Below are 14,141 nucleotides of genomic sequence, written 5' to 3' on the forward strand. Positions count from 1 at the left end.
CTGGATGAAGGTAAAGTATGGACGATCGGCGGTTTCCCGCTTCCTGACGGCTCGTTCTGGCAATATCGCGAGCCTGATGCGGTCGTTATCGTAAGGAACGGCATTCTTTATGTAAGAGCGCCGTTGAGCCGTAAGCATGATGGAGTTCAAATTCTTGATAATGCGAAGCATATGTACTACTCGGCGAAACCGGTCGAAGTGCCGGAGAATGGCGAGATCAGCTTTGAATTGCAAATTCGTGCCCGTTCGCAAAACACGGTGCCAGGAGATCTATACGACGGTTATGTCTCATTAAATCTGCTCGACTTCACAACTGGCGGAGCGCTGGATTTCTTTGCTGGTAATGATAAATACGCAAGTGTCTATGCTGTGCTGCCTTTCCCGGGCGTTCCTGTGCCGGAATCGGACAAGACCCGCTTTTTTTGCATTTTTAAAGAAGCAGAAGATTTCAACGCTAGAGAGTTTAATACGTACAAGATCACTTATAATCGGGCAGAAGATGAAATTGTGTTTTTCGTCAACGGCCGGGAAGTGCGCAGGGAAAAAGGCGTGCCGGTTAAATTCAATCAGTTCACTGTTGCTTTGGGCATTATGACGGAGAAGGACCTGACGCCAGAGGGCAGCGTGTCGATTCATGGGCAGACTGTAATTGGAGAGTATTCGCCCATTACAATTACTGTAACCGAATAATTAACGAATAATTACCCAGGAAATTATTGACGGCAAATGGACTCGCGAAGGCTTTAACAACGCGGGTCCGTTTTTTTTCGCCAAATGAATGTAGACATAGGGTTGACGACCCAATCCGATCAACGCTATGGTTAAAGATACCTAGATGAATAAAAAGGAGCTGCACCGATGCTTTTCGTGTTGATCGCGCTATGGGGCGTTGCATTAATATTGCTTTTATCCGATTCGAGATCGGCGATCAACCGGCGGCTGAGCGGGGTTGCATTTACAGGCGGTGCAGGCGCTTTGGCCGCAGTTATTGACGGTACGATTATTCCGCATGTGGAGGCAGTTTCTTCCTCCAGCGAAACAGCCGTGCAAATGCTGTATATGATGCAGGCTGCTTCCTCGCTGACCTCCTACTATGGCTTGCCTTATACGTTTCTGTTGTTCTCGCTTGCTTATCGTCCGATTAAGCCGTTGACGAGACTTGGCCTTACGCTTCCTCTGCTGCTGTTTGTGCCGATTGCCTTATGTCTGCTGTTCACCCCAGGCTATAACGAGCTGTATCCGGTTACCTATAAAATTGTTGTGTGGTGGGCGGTTCCGTATATGCTGTTCGGGACGGTCAATGTACTGTTAAAACGCAATGGACTGGCTTCGCAAGCGCGCAAGCATGCCATAGTATGCCTCGCGGTGCTTCCGACCGTGCTGCTTAGCATGACGATGAGCTATGTGCTGCCTAGCTTTGGCATGCTGCGCATGTGGGTGTACAATACTTGGTTCGTAAGTATCGGTGTAGCCGTGTTCCTGATTGGGATGTTCACTTACGGCTTTATGGGTGTCCGAATTCTGATCGAGCGGCGGAGGCTGGATACGACGCTTCGGGCAGTGACATCAGGCACGGCCATCCTCAATCATGCGATCAAAAACGACGTCGGGAAAATGAGGCTGTTCGGCGAAAAAATGAAAGCCTATGCCATCGAGACAGGGCAAACGGAGCTGCTTGCAGACGTCGAGACGGTCTTACATACATCGCGCCACATCCAGGAAATGATTGGCCGGGTTCACCGGCGGACGGAGGATTTGCAGCTGCGAACGACTGCTGTCGATCTTAATACGTTTATCGAAAAGACAATCGAATCCTTTAAGCCGATGCTCGGCAGCATCAGGTTGCGGCTTGAACTGCCGGAGGTAGATTGGAGAGTGACGATCGATCCTGCGCAGGTTGGGGAATCCATGTCTAATTTAATCTCCAATGCGCTGGAAGCGATGAAGGGCGACGGCGAGCTTGTTGTTCAGCTTAAGGAAACGAAACGGGAGCTATGGATTCGGATCGCGGATACGGGTCCCGGCATGGGAAAAGCACAGGCGGTAAAGGCGCTGGAGCCGTTTTTTACGACAAAAAGCGGTGACGGAGCCAACTTTGGCCTCGGCCTGCCCTATGCCTATAACGTTATGCGCAAGCATGGCGGCACCTTGCAAATCGCCAGCCGGCGGGGTGAGGGGACGTCAGTGAATCTCGTATTTAGAAAAAATGCGGTGCGTGCGGTGAGAATAGAGCCGGAAGCCGAAGCGCCGGTTATTGAAGGGAGGGAAGCAAATGGATAACGGGCAAGGCATAGAGCCGATCCGAATATGGATCGTGGAGGACGATAAAGATTGGCTGCGCGGATTAACCGCTTATTTGGGCGGACAGCCGGGATTTTCACTCGTGTTTACCGCCAGTACGCCAGAAGAGGTCGAACAGGCGCTCGAAGAGGGCTTGGCACCGCCGGATGTCGTTCTGATGGACATTATGCTGCAAGGCCAGCCGGAAGGTGTTCGATTGGCCGAAGCCGTTGCTCTCTCAACCGGAGCGCGTGTCATTATGCTGACTTCAATGGAGGAAAAGGAACTCATTTTACGTTCTTTTCAAGCGGGGGCTATCGATTATCAGATCAAGTCCGAATTTGAAACGCTGCCGGATGTGATCCGGGGCGCAGCAAAACGGCAGTCGACGATAAGTGCTGCGGCCGCCGAGCAAATGCGGGAAGAATTCCGCCGGCTGAAAAAGCTGGAGCGAGAGTTTGAAGCCAAGAAAATGAGCGACCGTATCACGCCTGCTGAGTTACAGCTTCTAGAGCTGATTGATGAGGGTTACACGCAAACGCAGATTGCTGACAAGCTTGTTGTTTCTGTCCGTACGGTTAAAAACCATATTAACAACGTGCTGAAGAAGCTGCAGTTTAGCGGCTCCAAGGAAGCTGCCCGCGAAGCGAAGGCTATGGGGTTGTTTAAGCGTGATAACGATGAGGGTAGCGTGTAGACCGGGGTCGCTGCGCGTTTTGGTTCATGCTGCCGTACTTGATTCCCATTTTTCTATCGCGTTCGCGATGACAAATGGGTCGAATCTGCGCAAAGTCATCCTGAACTAAAAACGCTCCGCTCACCCACGTTGAACCACACACTACTTTGGACCATACACTATTTAAAGTTCTTGAGATAGCTGTTGCAGAATAGCGTCACGTTCCCCTAGTGGTCCGTACTAATCAATCGAGCACTAAACATCTGTAGTCATGGCAGATGAGGATGAGTGGCGGCTGAGAATGAGTCAAAATGTAAAAATACAGGTTGTTTGCTGCGAAATTGGCGATTTATCGCATCAAAATGCAAAAGTGCAGGTTGATCGACCCAATTAGCGCTAATAAACCGGATTTCAAAATTTTTAAATGTATTTTTACATTTTGAGGGCGGTTTTGGGCCACATAAGGCAAAACAAAATGTACTTTTGCATTTTGTTCCTTTGTGGAATGCGAGTGCAAGAAGTTAGGCACAATTCTGCGCGTTTTCAAATGCGAAGAGGATGGCCGAAATTACAGTAGGTAACTTAGGATAACTATAGAGGAAGCGAGAATCGGCGCGGATCAGGAAGGTCTGCTGACCAGGTACCAACTAAAGTTGGTACTATTTTTTTTGCCCTTTTTCCATAAAAATGAAGCTATCAAAGTAATTCGAAAAGCGAGGAATTCACTATGGTGTGGTTAGTAACCTTAGTTGTCGCGGCAGCAATTATACTATTGCGGCAGCCGCTTCGAAAGCCGGGAACCAACAAAGCAGTCCGATGTACGCTCGCGGCATTGCTTGTGGCCTGTGAGCTGTCTTTTCAGAGCTGGTATGTGCTGGGGGGCACTTGGGGCGTGCATGCGCTTCCGTTTCAACTCTGCAGCATGATGGTGTTATTTTCAGCCGTACTGCTCATTAGCCGAAACGCCAAATTGGGCGATGTCGTGTTCTTTCTCGGCATATTGGGCGCCTTGCAAGCGCTGCTGACACCTAACCTGGATTACAACTTCCCGCATTTCCGCTACTTTCATTTTTACGCCGCTCATATTGGCATTATTGCAGCCTGTCTGTTCTGGGCAGCAGTGGAGCGTTACCGGCCAAGTCTTAAATCAGCGGTCAGAGCATATGTATGGCTGCACTTGCTGGCTGTCCCGGCAGCCATCACCAATACCGCAACAGGCACTACGAACTTTATGTTTTTGGCGCGTAAGCCCGATACGGCTTCGTTACTGGATCTGCTTGGCCCTTGGCCCTGGTATTTGCTGCAGCTGGAGCTTGTCGTAATCGCGTTAATTCTAATATTGCTCGGTTTAATGAAAATCATGGAATGGTCAACAAATAGGAGGAATGAAATATGAATTACGGAACGCTGATTAAAAAGCATGGAACGTCGCTCTTGGGTGCGCTGTTTGTCCTGATCGCCTGCATTACACTGTTTAAGTACACGATCGATAGAGGCTGGATTAACGATTCGATGAAAATCGGGCTTGGCCTTCTGTTCGGAACAGGTCTTGCCATCGCAGGGTTCCGGTTGCAGCATCGGCCGATCGTTAGCCAAATCGTCATGGGCCTAGGCGCTTCTCTGCTGTACATGACGGTATCGTTCTCCGGCATTTTCTACGGGTTATGGGATTCAATGACGGTTCTTCTTGGCATGTCGGTCATTACAATTGCGGCAGCTGTGTATGCATACCGGTTCGATTCTAGGCTGCTAATGAACATCGCTTTACTGGGAGGCTTGCTGTCACCGCTTACGATGAGACCAGAAACCGACCAAGTATTCGCATTGTTTGTCTACCTTCTTGTCATTAATTGCGCGTTTCTCTACCTCAGCATCGTTAAGGGCTGGACAGAGCTTCGGACGGCTGCATTTGCCGGCAGCTGGCTGCTGTACACCGTTTATTTCTTTCAATTCAATCCTTTACTGGACGGGTTTTGGAGCATGCCGATCCGTTATGCGCTTGCCGCTTTCCTGTTCTATCAAATCGCTTTTCTTGTATCCTCATGGAAAAACAAGCTTAGCTTCGACGGTCTTAATCTGTACCTCAGTGTGGCAAACGGCGTGCTGTTCGGATTCTGGGCGCTGCTGATCTGGAAAAACGATCTTCATTACGCTTATCCGCTCATCTTCATCGGTCTGGTCTTCATGCTGTCCGGATTCGTCGTTAACCGTCTTGTGCATAAGGTGGATGCCGCTGTTTCCGTCTATTGGACGGTAGGCCTTCTGCTTTTCCTGCTGGCTCTGAATCAGGCGGGCAATGGCATGGAGATTAAGCCGCTGGTCAACGTTTTTGTCTGGAGCATCATTAGTATCGTACTCCTTGTGCTCGGACGTATTAACAAATGGCTTGCAGCCAATCTCATTTCCGTAGCAATCTGGATAATCGTAGGCTTTTACTGGTATATCGTGACTTGGAGCACGCCGCGGGGTGAATGGTTTGGTGTGTACATTCCTTTCTTGAACTGGGGTGCTGTTGCTTGGATGCTGCTTGCGGCGATCGGCTTCTACTATGCTACCAGCATGAACATGTCGGGCTTGAAAGCAGGATCGAACCGGCTGTTGGCCAACATATATGCCACATTGTCGCATCTCATTATTGGAGGTCTGCTCACGCGTCAAATCGAAAATATTTTTACGGAATACTTTAACGGATCGTCCGGTATTTATATGAAGCTTACGCTAACAGTGACATGGGGTGTCTATGCGCTGCTGCTATTCCTCTGGGGCGCTTATCGGAGAGAATCCTGGTTCCGGTGGTTCGGTTCCGCTGTTCTTCTTCTCGTGGCCGTCAAAGCGATCTTTATGGATTTGAGTGGTAAAGAAAGCCTTTATAAAGTTGTCGTATTACTGCTGCTTGGCGTCATTTCGTTTGCGATTTCGTGGATTAACAACAAGTGGGGAGAAGGGGAGGCACAGAAACAGAAGCAACATCAGAGCCAGAACCACAACTCAAATCCCAATCCCAATCCAGACCCGAATCAGCTTCCTTAATCCGTCATTCATACCGCTCATGCTTCTGGGGATTCTAACTGCGAAACGCGTCTGTTCGCGTATTTACCTAGGGGAGGCTGCATAATGACGAATGCGATATCGAATGCTTATTTGGAGGCTGTAAAATCAAGACGCACTTATTATGGTATCAGCAAGGAGCAGGTGCTGCCGGATGAGAAAACTGTTGCACTTATTAGCGATGCGGTAAAATATACCCCTTCTGCCTTCAACTCGCAAAGCGCCAATGTGCTTGTCTTGCTGGGAGACAGCCATAACAAGCTGTGGGATATTACAACAGAGGCACTGCGCGCTATCGTGCCCGCCGACCAGTTCAGCTCGACGGCAGAGAGGCTGGGCTCATTTAAGAATGGCTACGGTACCGTGTTGTTTTTCGAAGACAATACGGTCGTAGAAGGGCTGCAGAAGCAATTCCCCTCTTATGCCGACAACTTTCCAAAGTGGTCGATGCAATCTTCCGGCATGCTGCAGCATGTCGTATGGACGCTGCTTGAGAGTGAAGGCTTCGGCGCTTCGCTGCAGCACTATAACCCGTTGATCGATGCGGAAGTGAAAAAGACGTGGAACGTTCCGGATTCATGGCTGCTCCTCGCCCAAATGCCTTTCGGCAAACCAACTGCACAGCCTGGTGACAAGGAGTTCAAACCGATCGAGGAACGGGTTAAAGTGCATAAATAATCGAAATACCAATGACGAGACCATCCCGCAGCGCTCCAATCCGCAGCGAGGATGGTCTCTTTTTTTATGCGGACTAGCCGTATGTTGTAAAAACATGTACAATAAAAACCGATACATCCTATAGAACCTGAATTATGAAGCAGCCAGGAGGACGAGATGAGTATCGATCCGCGTACGATGACACAAATCATTCAACAGCAAATCAGGCCAAGTCTGGACCCGCAGTCGGCAGGCAATACGCTTAACGCGAAAGACGAAAGCGGAGCTCCTTCCTTATTCGAGACGGTCTTATCCCAATATCAATCATCATCAATAGATCCAGAGCTTGCTGCAGAGCTTGCCGCCAATCCGCTCGCTGCTTTAGCAGGCTTACCGCCTGTGCTTCGCTCAGCGAGTGCCGAACCCGCTCCGGGCAACGGGCAATATGAAGGCTTAATTGCTGCTGCTGCTGCTAAATACGGCGTTGATCCTGCATTGATCAGAGGTGTTATCCGCACAGAGTCGGGATTTAAAGCGGATGCGGTCTCATCTGCCGGAGCAAAAGGCCTTATGCAGCTGATGGATGCGACGGCACGTTCGCTGGGCGTAACCGATTCCCTTGACCCTGCTCAAAATATCGATGGCGGCACTAAATATTTATCCTATCTGCTGCGCAAATACAACGGCAACGAACAAGTGGCGCTTGCTGCTTACAACGCCGGACCTGGACGGGTCGACCGTCTGGGTATTTCAACAGATGCTGAGCTGGCTGCCAATCTGAACAAGCTGCCGGAAGAAACGCAGCGTTATGTAACGAAGGTGCAGCAAGCGACTTATTAATGAGATTCATCCAGCTACACGGATAATGGATCACGATAGAGAGCCGCAGCGGCTTTCCTTCGTTGATCTTTTTATTTTTAGAAGTATAAAGGAAAGAAGTGTGGAAAGTCATGCTCTATTTCGACCATTGCGCTTCAACGCCTCCTTATCCGGAAGTGATCGATACTTTGGCGGAAGTGATGAAAGTCCATTATGCGAATCCGTCTTCTATTCACCGGGCGGGGGCGGAAGCCGATAAGCTTATCGGCCGCTCGCGGGCGCTGCTTGGGGAGCTGTTTGCTGTGAAGCCGGAGGAATGGGTGTTTACATCCGGGGGGACGGAAAGCAACAATACAGCTATTAAAGGAATCGCCAAGCAATATCGGACAAGAGGCAATCATCTTATAACAACGCAAATCGAACATGCTTCGGTATACGATACGTTCAGACAGCTGGAACGGGAAGGCTTTAAGGTAACCTATTTGCCTGTCAGCCAAACCGGTCATGTAGACGTGGAACAGCTTCGGCAGGCGATGACGGATGAGACGATTCTTGTCAGCGTCATGCACGTCAACAACGAGACGGGTGCAGTCCAGCCGATTGAGGCAATCGGAAGAATGCTCAAGTCTAGCTATCCGCGAACGATCTTCCATGTCGATGCCGTGCAAAGCATCGGCAAGCTTCCTGTTGTATTGAAGAACTGGGGCATTGATTTGCTTAGCGGTTCTGCTCATAAAGTCAGAGGTCCGAAGGGCGTAGGCATACTATATGTGCGCGAGGGCATTCAACTGTATCCGCTGCTGACTGGCGGCGCTCAGGAACGCGGCTTCCGTGCCGGTACGCAAAATGTGCCGGGCATTGTCGCATCTGCAAAGGCGTTCCGTTTATCCATACAATCGGCGCAAGAGCGGAAGGAGCGAATGGAGAAGCTGCGAGGTCAACTCGTGGAGATCGTGAATGCCATTCCTGAGCTGCGTATGAACGGCAGTGAAGATCCGCAGGAGATGGCGCCGCATATTGTACATTTTTCTTATCCCGGCATGAAACCCGAAGTTATCGTTCATTTATTGGAGGAACAGCAGATCATCGCCTCCACCAAGTCGGCTTGTTCTTCCAAGGACAGCAAACCGAGCCGCGTGCTGCTGGCGATGGGGGCCGCCTTGCCGCAGGCAAGCGGAGGCATTCGGATCAGCTTTGGTGATGAGCATACGGAGCGCGACGTGGAGACACTTGGCGAAGCGCTTAGACAGATGGTAGACAAGCTTAAACCGCTTGAAAGGGGTATAACGACAACACATGAATTACGATAAAATACTGATTCGTTACGGCGATCTAATAATGAAAGGGCGCAATCGCTCCCAGTTTGAGAAAAGGCTGCTTCAACAGCTAAAGCGCTCGCTTCGTCCATTCGAAGCCTTAACTTACTTTAAAACATACGGACGGCTGACGATCAGCTTAAACGGCGAAAGCTATGAGCCGATTGCCGCCCGGATTAAAGATATTTTCGGCATCGCGTCCTTCAGTCCGGTTCTAAGCGTGGAGAACGACCTGGAAAAAATCCGTGAAGCTTCGCTCATGCTCATGAAATCACTGGATACACCGCCCAAAACGTTTAAAGTGACAGCGAAGCGGGGCTGGAAAGCCTATCCGCATTCATCGCAGGAAATGAATCATCTTGTAGGCTCTTATGTGCTTCCGGCAATGCCGGAATTGAAAGTGGACGTTCGCAATCCCGAGGTTGAGCTTCGGGTTGACGTTCAGGAGGAAGCGACCTACATTTTCGTAAAAGTCGAAATGGCAGCGGGAGGTTTTCCGTTTGGCTCGAACGGCAAGGCGCTGCTCTTGTTATCCGGCGGTATCGACAGCCCCGTAGCTGGCTGGATGGCGATGCGTAAAGGGCTGGAGCTTGAAGCGGTACATTTCCACAGCTATCCGTTCACGAGCGAGAAGGCGAAGGAGAAGGTTATTGATCTTGCTCGCCGTCTCAGCTACTATGCCGGTGCGCCGTTCAAGCTTCATCTGGTGCCGTTTACTGAGGTTCAGACTAGGCTTGCGGCAGCCAAGCAGGATAATCTGATCATTACATTAATGAGAAGAGCGATGCTGCGTATTACCGAGGAGCTTGCGGCTAAGAACGGCGCTCATGGCATTGTAACGGGTGAAAGCCTTGGACAGGTTGCTAGCCAGACGCTGGGCAGCATGAATGTTATTGGGCGGGCTACCGATCTGCCTTTGATCAAGCCGCTTATTATGATGGACAAGCAGGAGATTATTAACGAAGCGGTCAGAATTGGAACGTTTGAAACATCGATTTTACCGTATGAGGATTGCTGTACCTTATTTTTACCGAAGTCGCCAAGCACGAATCCGAATTTGAGAGTTGTAGAATATACGGAGGCTTCAATTAAAGAGCTGGATCAATTGATCGCTGAGGCCGTGGAAGGCACGGAGATAATGACGTTAACGCCTGATGCTCCGGCTCAATCGGAAGACGCAGGAGAGGATCGTTGGTTCTAAGCTTACATTTACAATAAAAAAATAGCCGGAGATTGATAATCTCCGGCACTGTGGAGCAGAGATCCCTTAATGGGATTCTCTGCTTTGTTGATGTTGCATGCTTTTGCGGCGGTTCATGAGCAATCCTGCCGCAATGATGACGGCAACAACTACAACGATGAATCCCCAATAATAGTAGGCATTTTCTTTGAAGAAAGCACTGAATACTTTCTCGCCTGTAATCATCTTGGCTGCGGTATAAGCGAGAACGCCTCCGCCTACATAAATAATCCAGGTGTACTTGTTAATGAGCTTGATGAACAATGTGCTGCCCCATACGATGACAGGTACGCTGATCAACAGACCCAATATAACGAGCAGCATGCTGCCGTGAGATGCGCCGGCAACCGCAATGACGTTGTCGATACCCATAGCCGCATCGGCAATAATAATCGTCTGAATTGATTGCCAAAGTGTATTACCCGCTTTGATGTCGCCATGATTATCGTTCTGAACGAGAAGCTTATAGGCGATCCAAAGCAGCAGCAAACCGCCGACCAGATGCAGCCAAGGCAAGTCGAGCAGCTGCACAACGATAACGGTAGCTATGATCCGAATGCCGATCGCTCCGGCCGTGCCCCAGAGTACTGCTTTTTTCTGCAGATGCGACGGCAGGTTTCTCGCCGCCATGCCAATAACAATCGCGTTATCGCCCGCTAGGATGAGATCGATAAAGACGATGTTGAGCAGAGCCAACCAAAACTCCATTGATGATAAATCCATATTTTGCTTGTCCCTCCTCTCTATCCCGTGCATGTACTTACTGGAAGTCAAAGGTATAGTACGGATGACTTCTCAGATGGATTCAAAATATTTTTGTAGGACATATTCCCGGCAGCTTGGACATACAGGTTGTAAGGGAGGAGTTGATCGACGTTGGATAACCTCATTACATTTATTGAAATTGTACTCATCAATTTGCTTCTTAGCGGAGACAATGCTGTCGTCATCGCAATGGCCAGTCAGCATTTACCCCCTCATCAGCGGAAAAAGGCGGTATGGTGGGGGGCGCTGGCTGCTGTAGGATTGCGCTGCATCCTTACACTGGCTGCTATCTCTCTTCTGCAAACACCTTATTTGCAGGCGGTTGGAGCGGCGCTGCTGCTCTATATTGCGGTCAAGCTGCTCGTTGACGCAGGCAGCGGCGGCGAAATTCATACGATGAAAAAGCCGAAATCGCTTAGTCAAGCGATTCAAACGATTGTCGCCGCCGATTTCATCATGAGCCTGGATAATGTACTAGCTATTGCAGCTGTGGCGGACGGGAAGCCTGTACTTATTTTGCTCGGCATTGCGCTAAGCATACCTATGATCATTTGGGGCAGCCACATTTTAGGAAAACTGCTGCAACGGGTTCCATCACTCATCTATATCGGATCAGCTTTGCTTGGTTATGCGGCAGGAGGAATGCTGGTAAATGATCCCGGCATGGACGACATTCTTTTTCACGGCAGTATGATGGCAGCACAAGCGATACCACTGTTTTGCATCCCGTTAGTGATCGTAATCGGGCTGCTAATGAGAAGGCGATAAAAGAAAATGTTCACATGCCGTTCACAAATGCACCGAGTGAACGGTATTTTTTTTATGCGGTTCCTTCTGTTCCCGCTGGCATTTTCATCACACTTCCATTAAACTAGAAAAGATAAAAACTGTCGTCTTTCGTCATCGTTTGCGATAGACGTTGTAAGGAGCGGAAAGCGAATGCCTAATAACAAATATTCCGCTGGAATTCTAGTTTTGCTGGCTGGGGTCGTTATTTTACTGGGCAAACTTGGTGTATTCAGCTTTTTGGGGGCAATTTTTTGGCCGCTGCTCGTTCTCATTCCCGGCATTTTGCTGCATGTTTTTTATTTCGGCAGATTGTTTCCGGCGGCTGTACTCGTACCGGGAGGTATCTTGATCGTCTATGCTGTGCTGTTCATCGTTTGCAATATTTTCGGATGGAATTCCCTTAAATATTTGTGGCCGCTGTTCATCTTTGGTATTGCCGTCGGCCTCTACGAATATTATTTGCTCAGCTCTACGAAAGAACGGGTTATTCTTACGGCGTCTATTGCGCTTGCCGCTTCCTCTGCCGTATTTTTAGCACTGGTGCTGTTATGGAGCTGGGGCATTTATGCGATTGCCATCGTACTGATCGGTGCGGGAAGCTGGATGTTGTTCGGCAGACGAAATCGTTGGTAACAAGTAGAAAGAAAGCAAGAACAAATTAGACAAATGGAGTGGTTACAAGTTATGCACGCAAGAGACAACATACGTAATATCGCGATTATCGCGCACGTTGACCATGGTAAAACGACGCTCGTCGACAAACTGCTGCAACAATCGGGCACATACCGGGATCATGAAACGGTACAAGAGCGCGCGATGGATTCCAATGATCTGGAGCGTGAACGCGGCATCACGATTTTGGCTAAGAACACAGCCATTACGTACAATGATTATTTGATTAACATCGTAGATACGCCAGGACACGCCGATTTCGGCGGTGAAGTGGAACGGATTATGAAGATGGTTGACGGTGTATTGCTCGTCGTTGACGCATTCGAGGGCTGCATGCCGCAAACGAAATTCGTATTGCGCAAAGCACTTGAGAGCAACTTAACGCCGATTGTTGTCGTCAATAAAATCGACCGTCCGAACGCACGCCCTTCTGAAGTCATCGACGAAGTGCTTGATCTGTTCATTGAGCTAGGTGCCAACGACAACCAACTGGAATTCCCGGTTGTTTACGCATCCGCGCTGATGGGCACATCCAGTCTTGATCCGGAGCAGCAGGATTCCAACATGAAGGCTTTGTACGAGACGATTACAAGCCACATTCCTGCTCCAACTGAAGAAGTAAATGCACCATTCCAATTCTTGGTTACGCTGCTTGACTATAACGAGTATATGGGCCGGATTGCCGTTGGCCGAGTTAACCGCGGCGTTGTGAAGCAAGGCCAAACCGTAGCCGTTATCGACCGCGAAGGTAAAACCAAGCAAGCTCGGATCGAGAAACTGTTTGGTTTCCAAGGCTTGAAAAAGATTGAAATCGAAGAAGCCGGCGCTGGCGATATCGTTGCCATTGCAGGTATTCGCGAAATCAACATCGGTGAGACGATTGCCGACTTTGCAAACCCAGAAGCGCTGCCAGTACTAAAAATCGATGAGCCGACACTGCAAATGACATTCCTCGTCAACAACAGTCCGTTCGCAGGCCGCGAAGGCAAGTGGGTTACATCCCGCAAGCTGCGCGAGCGTCTCTTTAAAGAGCTGGAAACAGACGTTGCGCTTCGCGTAGACGAAACGGACAGCCCAGATGCTTTTGTCGTATCGGGCCGCGGCGAGCTTCATCTCAGTATTCTGATCGAGAATATGCGTCGTGAAGGCTTTGAGCTGCAAGTATCTAAGCCTGAAGTTATAATCAAGGATATCGACGGCGTGAAAAGCGAGCCGTACGAGCGTTTGATGATCGACGTTCCAGAAGACAGCATGGGCTCTGTTATGGAGAGCCTTGGCACACGCAAAGCCGAAATGGTCAACATGATCAACAACGGCAACGGCCAAGTTCGTCTGGAATTCGTTATGCCGGCACGCGGCTTGATCGGGTACCGCACATCGTTCTTGACGATGACTCGCGGCTATGGCATCATGAACAGCGCATTTGACAGCTATGGTCCACTCGTCGGCACTAATGTTGGCGGACGTCACCAAGGCGTGCTTGTATCGAGCGAGAATGGCAACTCTACTTTCTACGGCATGATGGGTGTAGAAGACCGTGGCATTCAGTTCGTTGAGCCAGGTACAGAAATTTACGAAGGTATGATTGTTGGCGAGCACACGCGCGAGAATGACATCATCGTAAACATCTGCAAAGAGAAACAACTGAACAACATTCGCTCCGCAGGTAAAGACGATACGGTTAAGCTGAAAACACCGCGTCTGTTCTCCCTGGAGCAAGCGCTGGAGTATTTGAATGATGACGAGTATTGCGAAATTACGCCGAAGTCGATTCGTCTCCGCAAAAAGATCTTGAACAAAAGCGAACGCGAACGTGCCGAGAAGCACCGCAAAACATCGCAAGCTGGCGTTTAACACTTACCTATATTTCAAAACGAAA

Annotated in this window: 13 protein-coding genes; 12 read left to right on the plus strand and 1 reads right to left on the minus strand. The window is 49.5% G+C overall.

The annotated features are described in order from the left end of the window. The 9 genes from TY10_RS01150 to thiI all read left to right on the plus strand — a co-directional run. Nucleotides 1-690: DUF6081 family protein (locus tag TY10_RS01150; protein WP_063510415.1), on the plus strand; the 690-nt coding region annotated here is incomplete at its 5' end. A 168-nt stretch (nt 691-858) separates the two neighbouring features. After that, a complete protein-coding gene (locus TY10_RS01155) occupies nt 859-2,280 on the plus strand; it encodes a sensor histidine kinase (protein ID WP_052350277.1) in 1,422 nt (473 codons plus the stop codon). After that, nucleotides 2,273-2,977, plus strand: coding sequence for a response regulator transcription factor (locus tag TY10_RS01160; protein ID WP_042159746.1), 705 nt, complete (start codon nt 2,273-2,275; stop codon nt 2,975-2,977). The genes TY10_RS01155 and TY10_RS01160 overlap by 8 nt, the downstream gene beginning before the upstream one ends. A gap of 706 nt (nt 2,978-3,683) precedes the next feature. Beyond that, the gene (locus TY10_RS01165; RefSeq protein WP_042159748.1) at nt 3,684-4,352 is read left to right on the plus strand and encodes a YwaF family protein; all 669 of its coding nucleotides are present in this window, start codon (nt 3,684-3,686) and stop codon (nt 4,350-4,352) included. Beyond that, the gene (locus tag TY10_RS01170; RefSeq protein WP_042159750.1) at nt 4,349-5,986 is read left to right on the plus strand and encodes a DUF2339 domain-containing protein; all 1,638 of its coding nucleotides are present in this window, start codon (nt 4,349-4,351) and stop codon (nt 5,984-5,986) included. The genes TY10_RS01165 and TY10_RS01170 overlap by 4 nt, the downstream gene beginning before the upstream one ends. Before the next feature lie 96 nt (nt 5,987-6,082). After that, nucleotides 6,083-6,682 carry a nitroreductase family protein gene (locus tag TY10_RS01175; RefSeq protein ID WP_155985649.1) on the plus strand — a complete coding sequence of 200 codons (600 nt, stop codon included), beginning with the start codon at nt 6,083-6,085 and terminating at the stop codon, nt 6,680-6,682. 156 nt (nt 6,683-6,838) lie between these two features. Then, nucleotides 6,839-7,501, plus strand: a complete 663-nt coding sequence (locus TY10_RS31950) for a lytic transglycosylase domain-containing protein (protein ID WP_042159754.1) — start codon at nt 6,839-6,841, stop codon at nt 7,499-7,501. Nucleotides 7,502-7,611: 110 nt separating this feature from the next. Further along, a complete protein-coding gene (locus TY10_RS01185) occupies nt 7,612-8,790 on the plus strand; it encodes a cysteine desulfurase family protein (protein WP_042159756.1) in 1,179 nt (392 codons plus the stop codon). Next, the gene (gene thiI / locus TY10_RS01190) at nt 8,777-9,997 is read left to right on the plus strand and encodes a tRNA uracil 4-sulfurtransferase ThiI (protein ID WP_042159757.1); all 1,221 of its coding nucleotides are present in this window, start codon (nt 8,777-8,779) and stop codon (nt 9,995-9,997) included. Before TY10_RS01185 ends, thiI begins: the two co-directional genes overlap by 14 nt. A 66-nt stretch (nt 9,998-10,063) precedes the next feature. On the opposite strand, the gene TY10_RS01195 is transcribed toward thiI, so the two are convergent. After that, on the minus strand, nt 10,064-10,759 hold the full coding sequence (locus TY10_RS01195; protein ID WP_042159759.1) for a TerC family protein: 696 nt from the start codon (nt 10,757-10,759) through the stop codon (nt 10,064-10,066). A gap of 153 nt (nt 10,760-10,912) precedes the next feature. Here TY10_RS01195 and TY10_RS01200 point away from each other — a divergent pair, with 153 nt between their 5' ends. The 3 genes from TY10_RS01200 to typA all read left to right on the plus strand — a co-directional run bounded on the left by TY10_RS01200 (nt 10,913) and on the right by typA (nt 14,116). After that, a complete protein-coding gene (locus TY10_RS01200; RefSeq protein WP_042159761.1) occupies nt 10,913-11,569 on the plus strand; it encodes a TerC family protein in 657 nt (218 codons plus the stop codon). 171 nt (nt 11,570-11,740) lie between these two features. Then, the gene (locus TY10_RS01205) at nt 11,741-12,223 is read left to right on the plus strand and encodes a hypothetical protein (RefSeq protein ID WP_042159762.1); all 483 of its coding nucleotides are present in this window, start codon (nt 11,741-11,743) and stop codon (nt 12,221-12,223) included. 51 nt (nt 12,224-12,274) lie between these two features. Beyond that, nucleotides 12,275-14,116, plus strand: coding sequence for a translational GTPase TypA (gene typA, locus TY10_RS01210; protein WP_042159764.1), 1,842 nt, complete (start codon nt 12,275-12,277; stop codon nt 14,114-14,116). The last annotated feature ends 25 nt before the right edge of the window (nt 14,117-14,141 follow it).

The sequence above is a fragment of the Paenibacillus gorillae genome (assembly GCF_000513275.1).
In the GTDB taxonomy this organism is placed as follows: domain Bacteria; phylum Bacillota; class Bacilli; order Paenibacillales; family Paenibacillaceae; genus Pristimantibacillus; species Pristimantibacillus gorillae.

Excerpts from the sequence above, each read along its gene's own strand:
- TY10_RS01185 (WP_042159756.1), top strand. The coding sequence starts at position 7,612 with ATGCTCTATTTCGACCATTGCGCTTCAACGCCTCCTTATCCGGAAGTG.
- typA (WP_042159764.1), top strand. The coding sequence starts at position 12,275 with ATGCACGCAAGAGACAACATACGTAATATCGCGATTATCGCGCACGTT.
- TY10_RS01160 (WP_042159746.1), top strand. The coding sequence starts at position 2,273 with ATGGATAACGGGCAAGGCATAGAGCCGATCCGAATATGGATCGTGGAG.
- TY10_RS01170 (WP_042159750.1), top strand. The coding sequence starts at position 4,349 with ATGAATTACGGAACGCTGATTAAAAAGCATGGAACGTCGCTCTTGGGT.
- TY10_RS01165 (WP_042159748.1), top strand. The coding sequence starts at position 3,684 with ATGGTGTGGTTAGTAACCTTAGTTGTCGCGGCAGCAATTATACTATTG.
- TY10_RS01205 (WP_042159762.1), top strand. The coding sequence starts at position 11,741 with ATGCCTAATAACAAATATTCCGCTGGAATTCTAGTTTTGCTGGCTGGG.
- TY10_RS01195 (WP_042159759.1), bottom strand. The coding sequence starts at position 10,759 with ATGGATTTATCATCAATGGAGTTTTGGTTGGCTCTGCTCAACATCGTC.
- TY10_RS31950 (WP_042159754.1), top strand. The coding sequence starts at position 6,839 with ATGAGTATCGATCCGCGTACGATGACACAAATCATTCAACAGCAAATC.
- thiI (WP_042159757.1), top strand. The coding sequence starts at position 8,777 with ATGAATTACGATAAAATACTGATTCGTTACGGCGATCTAATAATGAAA.
- TY10_RS01155 (WP_052350277.1), top strand. The coding sequence starts at position 859 with ATGCTTTTCGTGTTGATCGCGCTATGGGGCGTTGCATTAATATTGCTT.